A 17,743-nucleotide genomic window follows, 5' to 3' on the forward strand; every position below is an offset into this window, starting at 1 on the left:
ACCAATCGGGGGCGACGCTGTCACGGCGGCGCCCCCAAATCGTTTCGATGCCTGGAGAGTCTGACTTGGTCGTATCCGCCGCCCGCCGCCTTCCCTTTCTCGGCCCGGTCGCGGCCGCCCTCGTTCTCGTTAACCCCGCCGCGGCAATGCCCAGCCGCTCGACGGCTGCCACCGCGCCCATCTCCCAAACCGCCGCGGCTCGTGCCGTGCTAGCGCGGCTCGGCGTCGACACGGCGAAGATGGATCTGGCGCTGGTCCCCGGCAAGACTCCGCAGTTCCGCGCCCGCACCGCCGGCGGCCGGCTGCGGATCGAAGGCACCTCGCCTGTCGCACTGGTGCGCGGTGCCGCCCGCACGCTCGGACAGCAGGGCAGCCTGTTCGTTTCCTGGGAGGGCGTCCGCAACCGCCCGCTGGTGCTTCGCGACGGCTATGACAGCGGCACGGTCGCCTCGCCATTCTCGCTGCGGACTTATCTGAACACCTGCACCTATGGCTACACCACCCCCTGGTGGAACTGGGGCCGCTGGGAGCGGGAGATCGACTGGATGGCGGCGCACGGCGTCGACACGCCGCTGGCGATGGAAGGCCAGGAGTTCGTCTGGCGGGCACTCTGGCGCGAGCAGGGCATGAACGACGCCCAGATCGCCGCGGGCCTCTCCGCCGCGCCGTTCCTGCCCTGGCAGCGGATGGGCAATATCGCGGGGTACCGCGCGCCGCTCTCGGCCAACTGGATCGAGAAGAAGCGCGTGCTGCAGCGCCAGATCCTCGCCCGGATGCGGTCGCTCGGCATGAAGCCGATTCTGCCCGCCTTTTCCGGCTATGTCCCCGAAGCCTTCGCCAAGGCGCATCCGGAGGCGAAGATCTACCAGATGCGGCAATGGGAGGGCTTCCCCGGCACCTATTGGCTCGACCCGTCCGACCCGCTGTTCGCCAAGCTCGCCGCGCGCTTCCTGCAGCTGTACACCGCGACCTACGGCCCGGGCGAATATTACCTCGCCGACGCCTTCAACGAGATGGTCCCGCCGATCGCCGAGGACGGCAGCGACGCCCGCGCTGCCACCTATGGTGACGCGATCGCCAACACTGCCGCGACGCGCGCCGCCGCGTTGCCCAGGGAGGTGCGCGACGCCCGGCTCGCAGCCTATGGCGAGCGGCTCTATCGCTCGATCACCGCCGCCGCGCCGAACGCGACCTGGGTGATGCAGGGCTGGCTGTTCGGCGCCGACAAGGCCTTCTGGACCTCCGACGCGATCGCCGCCTTCCTGTCGAAGGTGCCCGACGAGCGGATGCTGGTGCTCGATATCGGCAATGATCGCTATCCCGGCATCTGGAACGCGACCAAGGCCTTTTACGGCAAGGGCTGGGCCTATGGCTATGTCCACAATTACGGCGGCAGCAACCCCGTCTATGGCGACCTGAACTTTTACCGCAGCGACATCACCGCCGCGCTCGCCAACCCTGGCCATGGCCGAATGCGCGGCTTCGGGCTGTTCCCCGAGGGGCTGCACAGCAACAGCATCGCCTATGCCTATGCCTATGACCTCGCCTGGGGCGAGATCGACGCTGGCGGCCAGGCGCGCCCGCTCGACGCGTGGCTCGGCGACTATACCAAGGCCCGCTACGGCAAGACCTCGCCCGCTTTGGTCACCGCTTGGGACAAGGCGATTCAGGGCGCCTACAGCACGCGCTACTGGACCCCGCGCTGGTGGCACGAACAGGCCGGCGCCTATCTGCTGTTCAAATTCCCCAGCCTAGACGGCGCCGAATACCCCGCCGCCCCCGGCGACCCGGTGGCACTCCGAGCCGGAATCCAAGCGCTGCTGGCCCAGGCGCCGCAGCATGTCGGCGAGCCGCTCTACACCTATGACGTGGTTGACCTAGTACGCCATTATGCCAGCGTGAAGCTGGACGAGCGCCTCAAGACGGCGGTCGCCGCCTACAAGGCCGGCGACCTCGCCACCGGCGACCGCGCCACCGCGGCGGCCGAGACGCTGGCCAAGGACATCGACGCCATTGCCGGCAACCAGCAGGAAACGCTGGGCAGCTGGCTCGCCGATGCCGCCGCCTATGGCGACACCCCCGCCGAGAAGGCGGCATTCGTCGAGCAGGCCAAGGCGGTGGTGACGGTCTGGGGCGGCACCGGCCACCTCTCCGACTATGCCTCGCGCGCCTGGCAGGGGCTCTATGCCGGCTATTACTGGCCGCGCTGGCAGCGCTTCCTCGCCGCCCAGCGCGCCGCCGCTGCCGCGCATACTGACTTCGACGCCAAGGCCACCGCCGCCGCGATCCGCGACTGGCAGGCCGGCTGGCTCAAGGACGGCAAGATGTGGGCTCGCCAGCGCCCCGCTGCCCCGCTAGCCCTTGCCCGCACGCTCCTCGCAGAAAGCGACGCCCGATGACCGAGACCCAGGCCAACACCGTCGCCGCGCTCGCCGGCAAGCCGCGCTTCCTCGCGCTCGACGTGTTCCGCGGCGCCACGATCTTCCTGATGATCCTGGTCAACACTTCGGGGCCCGGGGCCGCGCCCTACCCGCAGCTGGTCCATGCCAAATGGTTCGGCTTCACGCTGGCCGACCTGGTATTCCCCACCTTCCTGTTCGCGATGGGCAATGCGATGAGCTTCGCCTTCCGCAAGCGGGTGGAAACCGGGCCGTTCCTCGCCCGCCTGTTCAAGCGCGGGGCGATCATCTTCATGCTCGGCTATCTAATGTACTGGTTCCCGTTCGTCGAGCAGGGCGCGAACGGCTGGGAAATCAAGCCCTTCGCGCTCACGCGCGTGCCGGGCGTGCTCCAGCGCCTCGCGCTCTGCTACGTGCTGGCCGCGCTGCTGATCCGCTGGCTCAAGCCCCGCCAGCTGCTGCTCGCCGCGATCGCGCTGCTGTTCGGCTATTGGACCATCCTGCTCGTCTTCAGCCCGCCGGGCATGGCCTATGACAAAGTCGCCAATATCGGCACCCAGATCGACCTTTGGCTGCTGGGACCGGGGCATCTCTACAAGAAGGATGCCGGCTTCGATCCCGAAGGCCTGCTCGGCACCCTGCCCGCCACCGTCAACGTGATCGCCGGCTATTTGGCGGGTCTCGCCATCGTCCAGGGCGGCGACCTGCGCCGGACCGTCGGCCGCATGGCGGTGATCGGCGTGGCGCTGGTGCTGGCCGGGCTCGCCTGGTCGCCCTGGTTCCCGATCGCCAAGAAGCTGTGGACCGGCTCCTATGTCCTGCTCACCGTCGGGCTTGACCTGCTGCTGCTCGTAGCTGCGATCTGGCTGATCGAGGTCGCCGGGTTCAAGCGCGGCAGCCGCTTCTTCACCATCCTCGGGCGCAATCCGCTGGCGATCTACCTCTTCTCGGAGCTGTTCGTGACGGTGCTCGGCATGATCCCCGCGGGCGAGCATGGCGGCCTATACGACGCGGCGGGCGTGGGCATTTTCCAGGCGATCGCGCCGGGGCCGCTGGGCTCGCTGCTCTGCGCCTTCGCCTATACCATGCTGTGCTGGGCGGTGGGCTGGTGGATGGACCGCAGGGGGCTCATTCTCAAGGCGTGAAAAACGCCGCCTAACCCGCTTTATTTCAAATAGTTGATCCGCATCAACAGCGGAACGCGGGCAGGGCCTGGCCGTTTCATCGGTTCAGGCGCCGGCCCTCGGCGTCCTCTTCTAGAGGTCCACTATGACAGCGTTGGTGCAGCCGGCCGATTTCGTGCGTCCGGCTTCGGCAAACGGGATGCGGGTGCTCGAGCGGAGCGTCTATCGCGGCCCGCATCTGTTCAGCACGCGTCCGATGATCCGCATCCAGGTCGATCTGCGCGACCTCGAGCAATGGCCGAGCGACAAGCTGCCGGGCTTCACCAACGCGCTGCTCGCCCTGCTTCCCGGCCTGGGCGTGCATGGCTGCAGCTATCAGCGCCCCGGCGGCTTCGTCGAGCGGCTGCGCGAAGGTACCTGGCTGGGGCATATTATCGAGCATGTCGCGCTGGAGCTGCAGACGCTCGCCGGATCGCGCGTCACCCGCGGCAAGACGCGGTCGGTGAAGGACCGGCCGGGCGTGTACAACATCCTCTACACCTATCGCGACGAGACGCTGGCACTCGCCGCCGGCCTCGCCGCGATCCGGCTGGTCGCCGATCTGCTGCCCGAGCCCCTGCGCAAGGTGGAGGGGCTGCAGCTGCTCGGCACGCCCCCGCTCGATGCGCCGCAGGACGTGCGTGCGATCGTCGCGGCGCTGCAGGCGATCCTGAAGGCCAATGCCCTCGGTCCCACCACCCGCGCGCTGGTCGAGGCGGCGGAGCGCCGGGGCATTCCCGTCACGCGCCTCAACGAGCAGAGCCTGATCCAGTTCGGCCAGGGCAGCCGCCAGAAGCGCATCCGCGCCAGCATCACCGGCGACACCGCGCAGATCGCCGTCGACATCGCCGGAAACAAGGCGATGACCAAGCAGCTGCTCGCCGAGGCCGGGCTGCCGGTGCCGCGCGGCGTGGTCGTGCGCCGGGTGGAGGAAGCGCTGGCCGAAGCCAGGCGGCTGCGCTGGCCCGTGGTGGTGAAGCCGCTCGACGGCAACCATGGCCGGGGCGTCACCACCGGGATCGCCGACGAGGAGGCGCTCCGCACCGCCTTCGACCTCGCGCTCCAGCACGGCCGCCGCGTGATCGTCGAGCAGCAGGTGCCCGGCAACGATCACCGCATCCTCGTCGTGAACGGCAAGGTGGTCGCGGTCGCCGAGCGCGTGCCCGCCCAGGTGATCGGCGACGGCTTCCATTCGATCGCGCAGCTGATCGATGACCTCAACCAGGATCCGCGTCGCGGCGTCGGGCATGAGAATGTGCTCACCCGCATCGTCATCGACGAGGCGATGCTGGCGCTGCTGGAGAAGAGCGGCCGCACCCCCGCAACCATCCCGATGGCCGGCGAGCAGGTGATTCTGCGCGACACCGCCAATCTCTCGACCGGCGGCACAGCGGTGGATCGCACCGACGTGATCCACCCCGCCAACCGCGCGATCGCCGAGCAGGCGGCGGCGGTGGTCGGGCTCGACGTGTGCGGGATCGACTTCCTTTCGCCCGACATTCGCCGCCCCGTGCGCGAGACCGGCGGCGGCATCGTCGAGGTCAATGCGGCGCCCGGCTTCCGCATGCATCTGGAGCCCTCCAGCGGCACCCCGCGCGACGTCGCCACGCCGGTGATCGACATGCTGTACCCGCGCGGCAGCCGTGCCCGAATCCCGATCTTCGCGATCACCGGCACCAACGGCAAGTCGACCACGGCGCGGATGGTATCCCGCATTCTGCAGCAGGCCGGCAGGAATGTCGGCATGACCTCGACCAGCGGCATCTATTTCAACGGCCATCTGATGGTCGAGGCCGATGCCAGCGGGCCCAAGAGCGCGCGCACCGTGCTGCGCAACCCGGCGGTCGACGTCGCCGTGCTGGAGACGGCCCGCGGCGGCATCCTGCGCGAGGGGCTCGGCTTCGACGGCGCCGATGTCGGCGCGGTGCTCAACGTCACTGCCGATCATCTCGGGCTCAAGGGCATCGACACGGTCGAGGACCTCGCCAAGGTAAAGGGCGTGGTGGCGGAGAGCGTCGCGCGGCGCGGGCATTCGGTGCTCAACGCCGACGATCCGATGTGCCACCGCATCGCCCGCCATGCGCGCGGCACCATCGTCTGGTTCTCGCTGAGCGGCGGGTCGGACCTGTCCGGCCACCTCCGCCGCCACATCGCCGAAGGCGGCATGGCGGTGGTGCGCGAGCCCGGCAGCTATGGCGGCTGCATCGTCCTCCACCGCGGCGGCGAGCGCATCGAAGTGATGGCGGCCGCCGACATTCCCGCGACCCTGGGCGGCATCGCCGATTTCAACATCGCCAATGCACTTGCCGCCATCGCGATGTGCGCGGCGCAACGGCTGTCGATCGAGACGATCCGCGACGGACTAAGCGCCTTCAGCATTTCGTTCGAGGATTCGCCCGGCCGGCTCAACATCCATGATGCCAATGGCCGCCGCCACATTCTCGACTATGCTCACAATCCTGCCGGGCTGCAGGCGCTGGGCCAGGTGATCGAGCGGATGCGCGGGCGCTACAACCGAGTGATCGGCATGGTCAGCATCCCCGGCGACCGACGCGACTGCGACATTGTCGAAATGGGCCAGCTCGCCGGCGCGATCTTCGACGAGATCGTGTTCCGCGAGGCGCCCGACGGCCGCGGCCGCCCGCGCGGCGAAACCAATGGGCTGATGTCCGAAGGCGCGATGGCCGCCGGCGTGCGACCCGAACGGGTTCACCGCATCGTCGACGAGATGGAAGCGGTGGACATGGTGCTCCAGCTCGGCCGTCCCGGTGACCTGCTGGTGATCATGCCCAGCGCGATCCAGGCAGTGTGGGACCGGATCCTCGCCTTCCAGCCCGAAGCGGCGGCTCGGGAGAAGCAGCATGCCTGAAGCCACAAGCTGGGCGATCATCGTCCATGGCGGCGCCAAGACGATTGATCCGGCGCTGCACGATCGCAACCGCGCCGGGACCGCCGCTGCCGCTGAAGCCGGTGCGGCGGTGCTGCGCGCCGGCGGCAGCGCGGTGCTGGCGGCCGAGGCGGCGGTGCGGGTGCTGGAGGACGATCCGGTGTTCAATGCCGGCTTCGGCTCTGTCCTCACCAGCGACGGCGTGGTCGAGATGGACGCGGCGCTGATGGAGGGCACCGAGCTGACGCTGGGTGGTGTCGCGGGCGTGCGGCGGGTGCGCAATCCGGTCAGCGTCGCGCGCGTGATGCTGTCTGCCCGGCCGGTCCTGCTCGCCGGAGAGGGCGCCGAGCGCTTCGCGGCGAACAATGGGATCGAACTCGTCGAGTCCGACACGATGCTGTCCCCGGAGGCCCTCGCCTCGGAAAACAGCAAGGGGCACGACACCGTCGGCTGCGTTGCGATCGATACCACCGGCGCGATCGCTGCGGCGACCTCCACCGGCGGACTGCCCGGCAAGCATCCCGGCCGGATCGGCGACTCCCCCGTGCCCGGCGCTGGCCTCTATGCCGACGACACGCTGGGCGGCTGCGCCTTTTCGGGCGACGGCGAAGCGATCCTGCGGACGATGCTCGCGGCGCAGGTGATGCACGCGCTCGAACGCGGCGGCTCGGCCGGCGAAGCGGCGGAGCATGCCATTGCACGCCTCGGCCGGGTCGGCGGCGAAGCGGGTGCGATCGTCGTGGAGCGCTCGGGCGCCTTCGGCGTTGCCCATAACAGCGATCATTTCGCGCTGGCACTCCATTCCCATGGGCTCGATGCCCCGCGCGCGGGCGTCCACCGCGACGAATTGAAGGACGTGTTGCATGGCTGACTCCGGCGGACCGCTCATCATCATCGGCGGCCACGAAGACAAGGAAGGCGACAAGACCATCCTTAAAGAAGTCGCGCGGCGGGTGAAGGACGGCAAGCTCGTCATCGCCACCGTCGCCAGCCACCAGCCCGACGGGTATTTCACCGCCTATCAGAAGGCGTTCGGCGCGCTCGGCGTCGACAATCTGGTCGAGCTCTACGTCCATGAACGCGGCGAGACGCTGGAGCAGGAAACCCAGTCGGTGTTCGAGGGTGCCGCGGGCATCTTCTTCACCGGCGGCGATCAGCTGCGCATCTCGAGCCAGATCGGCGACACCCCGGTCGAGCGGATGGTGCGCGACATCCACGCGCGCGGCGGGGTGATCGCAGGCACCTCGGCGGGCGCTTCGGTGATGAGCGAGACGATGCTGGTGAAGGGCTCCAGCGCCGAATCGCACCGCATCGGCGACCTCCACATGGCGCCGGGCCTGGGGCTGGTGCGCGACGTGATCATCGACCAGCATTTCGCCGAGCGCGGCCGGATCGGGCGCCTGCTCGGGGCGGTGGCGCAGAACCCGCGTGTGCTCGGTATCGGCATCGACGAGGATACCGCGATCGTGCTGGAGGGCTGCTGCTTCCGCGTGGTGGGCGCCGGTGCGGTCACCATCGTCGACGGCTCGGGTGTCACCCGCTCGAACATCGCCGAGGCAAGCCCGGAGCGCACGCTATCGATGCACGACGTCCGCCTGCACGTGCTCAGCCATGGCGACGAATTCGACCTCGACGAACGGCGCCCCCTAACGAAGAAGGACTGATCGCGACCTTCAGTCCTGCTCGGGGGCCAGCACTGCCGCCAGTGCGTCGGCGGTCTGGGCGCGGCGCTCGACAATGCCCGCCGTCATCCGCAGAACGAGGTCGCGGGCACCCTGCCAATGGCTGCCGCTGCGGCGGGCGTGCGGCAGCTGCGGGATACCGCCCACCGCACTGCCCCAGCCGGTAGCGAGCGCCTGCACCCGCTCGGTGATCGCTGCATCGGGCGTGTCGCCGCTGAGCAGCAGCGACGGGAAGGGCAGCCGGATCTTGGGCGAGGCGAAATGCGCGGCATCGCACTCCCCCGCGATCGGGTCGATCAGCAGCGCTCCGGCCACGCGCGTGATATAGTCGCGCGGGGAGAGCCGGGCCCACCAGGTCGCCGCGAAGCAGCTCGCGCCGTTCGCCACCAGCAGCACCGGCCGCTCTGCATGAAGGATCGCCGAATCGAGCTTCGCCGCCCACAGGCTGCGCTGGCGCGGGGTTTCTTCCGAATAATCGAGATGCGCGTCGGCCCGCAGCGGCGCGCCGAACAATGCGGATAGCGCGCGGGCCGGGCCGTTGCCGGTGCTGATCACCGAAAATCGATCCAAGGGGGTCGTCACGAGCGTCATGGCGAGTCTTCCCGTGTGCTGGTCGGGCGAGGCTATATGCTCCCCGCGCCCCGTGCAACGCGGATCGTACGGCGGGGATCGTACCTGCCGCACGTTTCGGCGCGGGATCTTGCCGCGCGAACATTGGCAGGGCACGGGGTGCGAGGAGGCGACAGGCGGACGATGGGGCGCAAACGAACCGGGATGATGCTGCTGGCGTCGGCGATCCTCGCCGCTGCGCCCGCCGCCGCACAGGCGCCGCCCCAGCGCAGCATCGACCAGTACAACCTGCGCGCCTGGCACCTGGTCGACGGGGCCCCGCCGGACATCTGGGCACTCGCCCAGGCGCGCGACGGTTTCCTGTATCTCGGCACCGGCGCCGGGCTCTACCGATTCGACGGCATCAGCTTCGAGCCGGTAGAGCCGCGCATCGGCCGCTTCCCTTCACGCAACATCACTGCGCTGCTCGCCGACCCCGACGGAAGCCTGTGGGTTGGCCATTTCGACGGCCACGTCTCGCGCCTGCAGGGCGACCGCGTGTCGAACTTCGGCGCGCCCAATGCCGTCGTCGAACAATTCGCCCGTGGCCCGGACGGAACGATCTGGGTCGCGATGTCCGGTGTGGAGGGCGGCCTCTTCCGCGTCGGCCGGGGCCGCATCGCGCGCGTCGGTGCCGATCGCGGCATGCCCGCAGGCCGCGCTTCCAGCGTCGTCACCGGTCGCGACGGCGCGATCTGGGTCGCGACCGAGACGGACATTCAAGTGCTTCGCCCCGGCACGTCCCGCTTCGTGCGGGTGACCGGCAGCATGTATCGCGTGCGCCTCGCCGTTGCGCCGGACGGACAGGTCTGGGCCTCGGGAGATCCGGTGCGTGCACCCGCCGCGCACACGGCAGGCGTACGGATCGCCCCGCTGGCGCCCGGCATGCACCCGCCCGCCGCCGATCGCATGGGTTTCACCCGCGACGGGGCACTGTGGCGGACCCTGTTCGCGGGCGGGGTAATGCAGACCCTAGGCCCGGGCAATGCCTCCCCGACCTTCACCCGCCTCACCACCAAGCAGGGCCTCCCGTCGCTCGTTGCGGTGCCCCTGCTCGAGGACCGCGAGGCCAATCTGTGGGTCGGCACCAACCTCGGCCTGTTCAGGCTTCGCCCGGTCAGTGCCGCAACCGCGCTCCGCGTCGACGATACCGTGCTGGGCGGCTTCGAGCTGGCGGTGACGCAGGACGGTACGGTCTACGCCGCCAACCCGCACAATCTGTACCGCGCCCGGCCCGGCGAGCCGCTGCGATGGCTGCGTCGGTTCGACCAGCCTATCCACATGATCGAAGCGGACGGCGCCGACCTGATGGTCGCGCTGTCCGACACGCTGGTACGGCTGCGCGGCGAACGCTTCTCGACCCTGTCGACGCCTAGGCTCCCCGGCCCCGCCGCCAGCTGGGCACGACAGGGAAACATGCAGTGGATCTCGGTCGAGGATGTCGGCGTATTTCAACTCGCGGGCAGCCAGTGGCGCCCGCTCGCGCCTGCGGACCAGCCGGCCGGGCGCCTGTATACGTCGTCCGGCGCCGACGGCGGAAACTGGTTCTATGGCCGCGATCGGCTGTATCGCCGCAAGGGGGCGTCGCTGCACGCGGTGCGGGGCGACGGCATCGGCGCCATCGCGCTGGTGTCGAATGGCCCCGCGGGAACGTTGATCGGGGGGGAACTGGGGCTCGGCCGCGTCGAGCGAGGCCGGCTGCGAGGGATCGCCGACAGCCGCGTGCCCGAGCTCGGCGGAATCACCGGCATCGTCCAGTCGCCTGACGGCATGGTGTGGATCAACGGCGTGCGAGGGCTGCTGCGGACCAGCAAGACCGCGCTCGATGCCGCCTTTGCCGACCCGCGCGCGCCGCTCCATCACCAGCTGTTCACCGCCGCGGACGGTCTGCCCGGCGTGGCCCAGCAAGGCGCGCAGAAGAGCACCGCCGTCCGCGGGGGCGACGGGCGGATCTGGGTGGCGGACAATGTCGGCATCGGCTGGATCGATCCCGCACGGATCGTCCACAACCCGCTGCCGCCGCCGGTGGCGATCCTTCGCCTGACCGCGAACGAGCGGAGCTATGCCGCGCCCCGCGACCTCGCACTCCCCGCCGGCACCGCCAATCTGCGGATCGCCTATACCGCGCTCAGCCTGGCCGAATCCGAGCGGGTGCGCTTCCGCTACCGGCTGATCGGCGTCGATCGCGACTGGATCGATGCCGGTACCGCGCGCGAGGCCTATTATGCCAATCTCGGCCCCGGCAGCTGGCGCTTCCAGGTGATCGCCGCAAACAATGACGGGGTGTGGAACCGCGAAGGCGCTTCCGTCACCGTCACCATCGCCCCGCATTTCCATCAGACCTGGTGGTTCCGGCTGCTGGCGATCGGCGCCGGCGCCGCTGCGCTGTGGCTGCTCTATGCGTGGCGACTGCGCGAGCAGCTCGCCCGCACCCGCGCCCGTGCCGAGGCCCAGCTCGCCGAACGCGAGCGCATCGCCCGCGAGCTGCACGACACGCTGCTCCAGAGCATGCAGGGGCTGATGCTGCGCTTCCAGGCAGCAGCCTATGCCACCGAGCCTGGCTCCGAGGCGCAGACGCTGATCGACAGCGCGCTGGAACGCGCCGACGACGTGATGATCGAGGCGCGCGATCGGGTGCTGGCGCTCCGCCGCATCACTGGCCCCGGCGATCCGCAGCCGCTGATCGACGAACTCGTCCGCTGCCTGGAGGAGGAAGGCCTGATCGTCAGCGTCTCCCGCGCCGGGCCGCCGCTGCGCTTCCTGCCCGAGGAGCTCGAACAGATCCTGGCCATCGTGCGCGAGGCTCTTGCCAATGTGCGCCGCCACGCCGGGACGTTGCTCGCGCAGGTGCGGGTGGACAGCAGGGACGGTCGCCTGCGGATCGAGATCGACGATCAGGGCCGCGGCATCCCTCCGGAGGTGGTCGCGGCGGGCGAACGCCGCGGCCATTATGGGCTGAAGGGCATGCACGAGCGCGCAGCAGCGCTGGGCGGCCGGCTGGAGATCCGCCGCGGCGCGATGGTCGGTACCTCCGTTCGGCTCACCGTGGAGCGGTGACGCGGCGCTTGCGTCTGCATTATTTCTGAACGATGAGAGATCACTGGGCCGCTCCGCCCCCCGGGGAGCGATGCCGCGTTCGCGGGGCAGGACTGGGGCAACGGGTGGCAATGAACTCCTACCATCGTACGCTGGAACATCTGCCGTTGCTGGAGAAGCGACGGGCGCTTGCCTATGCGATCACCCTCGGCTTCTGTGTCGCGGCCTGGTGGCTGCGGCTGGTCCTCGACCCGTTTTTTCCGCCGGGCTTCCCCTATCTCACCTTCTTCCCGGCGGTGATCCTCGCCTCGTTCCTGTTCGGGCGGGGCCCCGGCATCCTCGCGGCGGTGCTGTGCGGGCTGCTCGCCTGGTACTTCTTCATCCCGCCCTTCCACAGCTTCGCGCTGGCACGGGGCACCGCCGTTGCGCTGCTCTTCTATGTCGGCGTGGTGACGGTCGACATCCTGCTCGTCCACTGGATGCAGATCGCCAACGCTCGGCTGATGGCGGAGCGGGAACGCAGCGCCGGTCTCGCTGCGCGAACCGAGATCCTGTTCGAAGAACTGCAGCACCGCGTCTCCAACAATCTCCAGATGGTCGGTGCGATGCTGTCCCTCCAGCGCCGCGGAGTCGCCGATGGCGAGGCCAAGCGCGCGATCGGCGATGCCGCGGCCAAGCTGCAGCTGATCGGGCGCATCCAGCGACGGCTCTACGGCAGCCGGGGCGAGCCGCTCGCGCTGGACGCCTTCATCACCGCGCTCGTCGAGGACCTTGCGGAAAGCGGCGGCAAGCCCGGCATCCGCCATATGGTGGAGGCCAACAGCGCGCTGCTGCTGCCCCCCGACCGCGCCATTCCGCTGGCGCTGATCGTCGCCGAGGGTATCGCCAATGCCATCGAGCATGGCTTTGCCGATCGCGAGAGCGGCACCATCCTCGTCCAGGTCTTCGCCGAAGGCGACCGGCTGTCGCTCTCGATCCGCGACGACGGGGCCGGGGTGGCAGAGAGCTTTGACCTGGCCAGCGTGGACAGCCTAGGCCTGCGCATCGCCCGCAGCCTTGCCCAGGGCATGGATGCCGAGCTGCGGATCGCCCCCGCCCACCCCGGCACGCTGGTGGAGCTGCGCAACATCCCGATCGACGCCACGGCGCAGCCGGTCTGATCGCGATCAAGGCCGCTGGCGCCGATCCGCCGCATCCTGTAGGCTCATCCAAGGAGGGCGGCGACGATGGAACAATGTTCTGGCACCCCGATGGCGACGCGGCTCGGCTTCAAGCCCGGCATGCGCGTATGGTTTCACGACATGCCGCCAGCGGTTCGCGACGCGATCGCGCCGGAACGTGCCGCGCTGGAAGAGCTGGGCTGCGCCACTGACGGCGTGCAGGGCGTCCACCTGTTCGCCTCACGCCGCGATCATCTCGAGCGGGAACTGGGCGCGTTGCGCGGGCTGCTCGCCAGCAACGGCTTCTGCTGGGTCTCGTGGCCCGAGCAGGAGGGCACGTCGGAGCTGCACGAACACACCGTCGCCGATGTCGCCGCCGCGCAAGGCTGGGAGGCGCGTGACCATTGCGCGTTCGCAGGCTGGTCGGGGGTCAAGCTAACCCCCCGGCTCACACCTGCAGCCGAATAAAGCTCGACATATGCACGTCTCCGCATAAGATACGGGTGGACAGGCAACGCCTCTTCGACAACGCTTGTCGCCAAATTCCTCTATGAAACCAGATATGCGGCCTTGGACCCCCGACATCGATCTGCCGGACGACGCGCGGATCGCCAACGCCGCAGCCTTTTGCGAACGGATGGCGACGCGCCACAGTTGCCGGAGTTTTTCGGCCACCCCGGTGCCCCGTGCGATCATCGAGACCGCGATCGCCGCAGCCGGCACCGCCCCCAGTGGCGCCAATCGCCAGCCTTGGCACTTCGCCGCGCTTTCTTCGCCTGGCGCAAAGACAGCCCTACGCGTCGCGGTGGAGGAGGAAGAGCGCAACTTCTACGGCGGGATCGGCGGCAGCGAATGGCAGGGACTGCTCCAGAACCTGGGTACCAATGCCGACAAGCCCTATCTGGAAATCGCGCCATGGATCATCGTCGCCTTCGGCCAGACCAAGGCGAGCGAAACCGATCGCTTCCCCAACCCGTACATGGTCGAGAGCGTGAGCATTGCCTGCGGCCTGCTGCTGACCACGCTGCACCTGGCGGGCTTGGCAACACTGGTCCACACCGCCACGCCGGCGCGCTTCCTCAACCGGCTGTGTCGGCGGCCGGAGCATGAGCGACCGGTGATGCTGATCGTCACCGGCCATGCCGCGTCCGATGCGACTGTCCCGGCGGCCGCGCTGGAGCGCAAACCATTGGATCAGATCGCCAGCTGGTTCTAAGTGCCGGCGGGTGCATCCCCCTATCTCCTCCCGCCTGCTTTCGCTCGACCTTGTCCGCGGCACCGCGCTGCTCGGCATCCTGCTGCTCAACATCGTCGGCTTCGGCATGCCCGATGCAGCCTATTTCAACCCGCGCGCCTATGGCGGCTGGCACGGTGCCGATCTCGTCGCTTGGCTGGTCAACTTCCTGTTCTTCGACGGGCGGATGCGGGGGCTTTTTTCCTTTCTGTTCGGCGCCTCGCTGCTGATCGTGACCGATGCCGCGGAAGCCGCGGGGCGCGCCCCGGCACGCGCGCACTATGCGCGGATGGGCTGGCTGCTGCTGTTCGGCCTCGCGCACCTATGGCTGGTCTGGCACGGTGACATCCTCGCCCATTATGCACTGGTCGGCATGGTCGCCTTTCCCTTGCGCAAGCTGCCGATCTCCCGGCTGGTGAGTTTGGGGGCGGTGCTGGTGCTCGCGACCACCGCCATATTCGGCATGCTCGCCCACGATGCCTGGCGGATGTCGCTGCTGCCGCCGCAGACACAGAACGAATATACGGCATTGGTCGACGCGTTCGGAGTGCCGCCAGCGTCCCGGATCGCCACCGAGTTGGCGATCCGGCGCGGCGACTATGCCGGCGTGGTCGGCCAGCGCTTCGGCGAATATGCGACCAGCCCCTTCGCGATGCTGACGCTCTACGGCTGGGAAACGCTGGGCTACATGCTGTTCGGGATGGCGGCGCTGCGCAGCGGGCTGCTCGCGGGCGCGTGGTCGCGTGCAACCTACCGGCGCTGGTGGCTGCGCTGCTGGGCGATCGCCCTGCCCGTCTACGTGCTGCTGGCGATCTGGCTGGTCGCGGCGAAGTTCAGCCTGTTCGCGGTCCTGATGGCGGCGGTGACCCTGCCCGGGCTGGTGCGGCCAGTGATGATCGTCGGCTGGGCTTGCCTGATCCTCTATGCCGCACGACCCGATGGCTGGCTCACCCGCCGGGTGGCGGCGGCGGGGCGGATGGCCTTTTCCAACTATCTCGCGACCAGCCTGCTCTGCGTCTGGGTCTTCGATGGCTATGGCATGGGCTGGTTCGGCCATCTCTCGCGGTGGCAGCTCTACCCGGTGGTGCTCGGCGTCTGGGCGCTGCTGCTGCTCTGGTCGCAGCCCTGGCTGACCGTCTTCCGCTACGGGCCGTTAGAGTGGCTGTGGCGCAGCCTGGCGCGGGGCAGCCTGCAACCCATTCGCAATAGCCTTGCGAATCGCTCGCAGTCGCACTAAATCCCTCGCAGCGAGAGAATCGAGGGACTGTCGATGGTCGTCTGCGTGTGCAATGCCCTGCGGGAACGAGAAGTCCGGGAAGCGGCGCGATCCGGTGCGCAGAGTGCCTGCCAGGCCTATCGCGCGCTCGGCTGCCAGGCCAAGTGCGGCCAGTGCGTTCCCTTCGCCCGCGCCATCATCGCCGAGGAACGGGCTGCCGCCTGAGCGCACTTCCCCGGTTCCGTCCCGATCGTTTCGCGGCTAGGCTGTCGCCCGAACGATAAGGGATCTGCACATGAAGGGCGACGCCAAGGTTCTCGAGTATCTGAACGAGGTGCTCAAGAACGAGCTCACCGCGATCAACCAGTACTGGCTGCACTATCGCATGCTCGATCACTGGGGCGTGCAGAAGCTCGCCGAATTCGAGCGCCACGAATCGATCGACGAGATGAAGCATGCCGACTGGCTGTCGGAGCGCATCCTGTTCCTTGACGGCCTGCCCAATTTCCAGCTGCTCGGCCGTCTGCGCATCGGCGAGACGGTGGAGGAGCTGCTCCGCGCCGATCTGGCGCTGGAAGTCGAGGCCATCGCCGTGCTGCGCGACGCGATCCAGCATTGCGAGAGCGTGCGCGACTTCGTGAGCCGCGACCTGTTCCTCAAGATCCTCGAGAGCGAGGAAGAACATGTCGACACGCTGGAGCGCCAGTTCGACATGATCGAGCGCATGGGGCTGGAGAATTATATCCAGCTCAACAGCAAGCCGGCCGAGGCGGAGTAAGCGCCTTCTAATCCCCCTCCCGCCTGCGGGAGGGGTTAGGGGAGGGTGTGACGTGGAGGTTCTTTCTTCAACGACATCGCCCGCTACCCTTACTGACCCTCCCCCTGCCCCTCCCGCAAGCGGGAGGGGAGAATTGAAGGTGGGAGGAGGTGTTACTCCTTCTCCCGGTCGAACGGGTTCTTCGGCGCACGCAGCACCAGCCGCACCGGCACCGCGCCGAAATCGAATTCCCGGCGCAAGCCATTGATCAGATAGCGCTGGTAGCTCATCGGCAGCAAATCCACCCGCGTACCGAACAGCACGAAGCTGGGCGGGCGCGTCTTGTTCTGCGTCATGTAGCGCGGCTTGATCCGCTTGCCGCCGGGAGCGGGCGGCGGGTTCGCCTCGATCGCGCGCTCGAACCAGCGGTTGAGCTGGCCGGTCGACACGCGGCGCGACCAGGCGTCGCGCGTCTCGAACGCCACGCGCATCAGCGTGTCGATCCCCTTGCCGGTTACCGCCGAGACCGTGAGCAGCGGCACGCCCTTCACCTGCGCCAGCCCCTCGTCCAGCGCGCCCTTCACGCCGTTGAACAGGCTGGACGCGTTCTCCGCCACGTCCCACTTGTTGAGCGCGATGATCAGCGCGCGGCCTTCCTGCAGCACGCGGTCGGCGATCTTGAGGTCCTGCACCTCCAGCCCGCGCGTCGCGTCGAGCAGCAGCACCACGACTTCGGCGAAGTCGATCGAGCGAAGCGTATCGGCGACCGAGAGCTTCTCCAGCTTCTCCTCGACCCGCGCCTTCTTGCGGAGGCCCGCGGTGTCGACCAGCCGCACCTTGCGCGGCTTGTCCTCGAAGTCGGTCCATTCGTAATCGATCGAGATCGAATCGCGCGTGATGCCCGCCTCGGGCCCGGTGATCATCCGGTCCTCGCCGAGGATGCGGTTGACCAACGTGGACTTGCCCGCATTCGGGCGGCCGACGATCGCCAGCTTGAGCGGCGCGTCGGGGCTTTCCGGATCCTCTTCGGGCTCCTCGTCGTCACGGTCGACATGCGGCAGCAGCGCCTCGAACAGGTCTGCCACGCCCTCGCCATGCTCGGCCGAGAAGGGGATGGGATCGCCGAGGCCCAGCGCCATCGCCTCCAGTACACCCGATTCTCCAGCGCGGCCCTCGGCCTTGTTGGCCATCAGCACCACCGGGCGATCGGTGGAGCGGAGCCAGCGGGCGATTTCCTCGTCCAGCGGAGTCACGCCCGCGCGCGAGTCGATCAGGAACAGCGAGACATCGGCCTCGCGCACCGCCGCCTCGGTCTGCGCGCGCATCCGGCCGGGGAGCGTCGCCGCATCCTCGTCCTCATAGCCCGCGGTGTCGATCACGCGGAACTCGAGGCCGAGCAGATTGGCATCGCCCTCGCGGCGATCGCGGGTGACGCCGGGCTGGTCGTCGACCAGCGCGAGGCGCTTTCCGACCAGCCGGTTGAACAGCGTCGACTTGCCCACATTGGGGCGTCCGATGATGGCGACGGTGGGCAAAGGCATGATCGATTCTCTAACGCAGACGAAAGGGCGACGCAAAGTCGCCGGAAAAACGAGAGGGG

Annotated in this window: 14 protein-coding genes; 12 read left to right on the forward strand and 2 right to left on the reverse strand. The window is 68.7% G+C overall.

Annotated features, from left to right (window positions below; genetic code table 11):
- The first annotated feature begins 65 nt into the window (after nucleotides 1-65).
- From QZ670_RS12060 to QZ670_RS12080, 5 genes are all read left to right on the forward strand, one after another.
- Nucleotides 66-2,399, forward strand: a complete 2,334-nt coding sequence (locus QZ670_RS12060) for an alpha-N-acetylglucosaminidase (RefSeq protein WP_294255593.1) — start codon at nucleotides 66-68, stop codon at nucleotides 2,397-2,399.
- Nucleotides 2,396-3,544, forward strand: a complete 1,149-nt coding sequence (locus QZ670_RS12065) for a heparan-alpha-glucosaminide N-acetyltransferase domain-containing protein (RefSeq protein WP_294255596.1) — start codon at nucleotides 2,396-2,398, stop codon at nucleotides 3,542-3,544. The genes QZ670_RS12060 and QZ670_RS12065 overlap by 4 nt, the downstream gene beginning before the upstream one ends.
- Before the next feature lie 124 nt (nucleotides 3,545-3,668).
- Nucleotides 3,669-6,431, forward strand: a complete 2,763-nt coding sequence (cphA, locus tag QZ670_RS12070) for a cyanophycin synthetase (protein WP_294255598.1) — start codon at nucleotides 3,669-3,671, stop codon at nucleotides 6,429-6,431.
- Complete coding sequence (locus tag QZ670_RS12075; protein WP_294255601.1) at nucleotides 6,424-7,320, forward strand: isoaspartyl peptidase/L-asparaginase family protein; 897 nt, start codon at nucleotides 6,424-6,426, stop codon at nucleotides 7,318-7,320. Before cphA ends, QZ670_RS12075 begins: the two co-directional genes overlap by 8 nt.
- Nucleotides 7,313-8,113: a cyanophycinase gene (locus QZ670_RS12080; RefSeq protein ID WP_294255607.1), complete on the forward strand. Its 801-nt coding sequence runs from the start codon at nucleotides 7,313-7,315 to the stop codon at nucleotides 8,111-8,113. Before QZ670_RS12075 ends, QZ670_RS12080 begins: the two co-directional genes overlap by 8 nt.
- A 9-nt stretch (nucleotides 8,114-8,122) precedes the next feature.
- Here the strand turns inward: QZ670_RS12080 and QZ670_RS12085 are convergent, their stop codons facing one another.
- On the reverse strand, nucleotides 8,123-8,722 hold the full coding sequence (locus QZ670_RS12085; RefSeq protein WP_294255611.1) for an alpha/beta hydrolase: 600 nt from the start codon (nucleotides 8,720-8,722) through the stop codon (nucleotides 8,123-8,125).
- 162 nt (nucleotides 8,723-8,884) lie between these two features.
- On the opposite strand from QZ670_RS12085, the gene QZ670_RS12090 reads away from it, so the two are divergent.
- The 7 genes from QZ670_RS12090 (at nucleotide 8,885) to bfr (ending at nucleotide 16,164) form a co-directional block, all read left to right on the forward strand.
- Nucleotides 8,885-11,797 carry a sensor histidine kinase gene (locus QZ670_RS12090; protein WP_294255614.1) on the forward strand — a complete coding sequence of 971 codons (2,913 nt, stop codon included), beginning with the start codon at nucleotides 8,885-8,887 and terminating at the stop codon, nucleotides 11,795-11,797.
- Between the two features lie 110 nt (nucleotides 11,798-11,907).
- Entirely contained in the window at nucleotides 11,908-12,936 is a 1,029-nt protein-coding gene (locus tag QZ670_RS12095; RefSeq protein WP_294255617.1) for a DUF4118 domain-containing protein, read from the forward strand.
- 66 nt (nucleotides 12,937-13,002) lie between these two features.
- On the forward strand, nucleotides 13,003-13,404 hold the full coding sequence (locus QZ670_RS12100) for a hypothetical protein (RefSeq protein WP_294255621.1): 402 nt from the start codon (nucleotides 13,003-13,005) through the stop codon (nucleotides 13,402-13,404).
- Between the two features lie 94 nt (nucleotides 13,405-13,498).
- On the forward strand, nucleotides 13,499-14,152 hold the full coding sequence (locus QZ670_RS12105) for a nitroreductase family protein (protein ID WP_294255626.1): 654 nt from the start codon (nucleotides 13,499-13,501) through the stop codon (nucleotides 14,150-14,152).
- A 10-nt stretch (nucleotides 14,153-14,162) separates the two neighbouring features.
- A complete protein-coding gene (locus tag QZ670_RS12110) occupies nucleotides 14,163-15,407 on the forward strand; it encodes a DUF418 domain-containing protein (RefSeq protein ID WP_294255629.1) in 1,245 nt (414 codons plus the stop codon).
- A 33-nt stretch (nucleotides 15,408-15,440) separates the two neighbouring features.
- Nucleotides 15,441-15,611 carry a (2Fe-2S)-binding protein gene (locus QZ670_RS12115; protein WP_010545522.1) on the forward strand — a complete coding sequence of 57 codons (171 nt, stop codon included), beginning with the start codon at nucleotides 15,441-15,443 and terminating at the stop codon, nucleotides 15,609-15,611.
- A 70-nt stretch (nucleotides 15,612-15,681) separates the two neighbouring features.
- Nucleotides 15,682-16,164: a bacterioferritin gene (gene bfr, locus QZ670_RS12120; protein ID WP_294255634.1), complete on the forward strand. Its 483-nt coding sequence runs from the start codon at nucleotides 15,682-15,684 to the stop codon at nucleotides 16,162-16,164.
- 152 nt (nucleotides 16,165-16,316) lie between these two features.
- Here bfr and der read toward each other — a convergent pair whose 3' ends face one another.
- Nucleotides 16,317-17,684 (reverse strand): ribosome biogenesis GTPase Der, encoded by a 1,368-nt coding sequence (gene der / locus QZ670_RS12125; protein WP_294255637.1) that lies wholly within the window; start codon nucleotides 17,682-17,684, stop codon nucleotides 16,317-16,319.
- Between the last annotated feature and the right edge of the window lie 59 nt (nucleotides 17,685-17,743).

Origin of the sequence: uncultured Sphingomonas sp., from assembly GCF_913774285.1 — a bacterium.
Lineage (GTDB): Bacteria > Pseudomonadota > Alphaproteobacteria > Sphingomonadales > Sphingomonadaceae > Sphingomonas.

Coding starts and splice junctions, on each gene's coding strand:
- QZ670_RS12095 (WP_294255617.1), top strand. CDS start 11,908: ATGAACTCCTACCATCGTACGCTGGAACATCTGCCGTTGCTGGAGAAG.
- der (WP_294255637.1), bottom strand. CDS start 17,684: ATGCCTTTGCCCACCGTCGCCATCATCGGACGCCCCAATGTGGGCAAG.
- QZ670_RS12065 (WP_294255596.1), top strand. CDS start 2,396: ATGACCGAGACCCAGGCCAACACCGTCGCCGCGCTCGCCGGCAAGCCG.
- QZ670_RS12090 (WP_294255614.1), top strand. CDS start 8,885: ATGGGGCGCAAACGAACCGGGATGATGCTGCTGGCGTCGGCGATCCTC.
- QZ670_RS12080 (WP_294255607.1), top strand. CDS start 7,313: ATGGCTGACTCCGGCGGACCGCTCATCATCATCGGCGGCCACGAAGAC.
- QZ670_RS12100 (WP_294255621.1), top strand. CDS start 13,003: ATGGAACAATGTTCTGGCACCCCGATGGCGACGCGGCTCGGCTTCAAG.
- QZ670_RS12075 (WP_294255601.1), top strand. CDS start 6,424: ATGCCTGAAGCCACAAGCTGGGCGATCATCGTCCATGGCGGCGCCAAG.
- QZ670_RS12105 (WP_294255626.1), top strand. CDS start 13,499: ATGCGGCCTTGGACCCCCGACATCGATCTGCCGGACGACGCGCGGATC.
- QZ670_RS12085 (WP_294255611.1), bottom strand. CDS start 8,722: ATGACGCTCGTGACGACCCCCTTGGATCGATTTTCGGTGATCAGCACC.
- cphA (WP_294255598.1), top strand. CDS start 3,669: ATGACAGCGTTGGTGCAGCCGGCCGATTTCGTGCGTCCGGCTTCGGCA.
- QZ670_RS12115 (WP_010545522.1), top strand. CDS start 15,441: ATGGTCGTCTGCGTGTGCAATGCCCTGCGGGAACGAGAAGTCCGGGAA.
- bfr (WP_294255634.1), top strand. CDS start 15,682: ATGAAGGGCGACGCCAAGGTTCTCGAGTATCTGAACGAGGTGCTCAAG.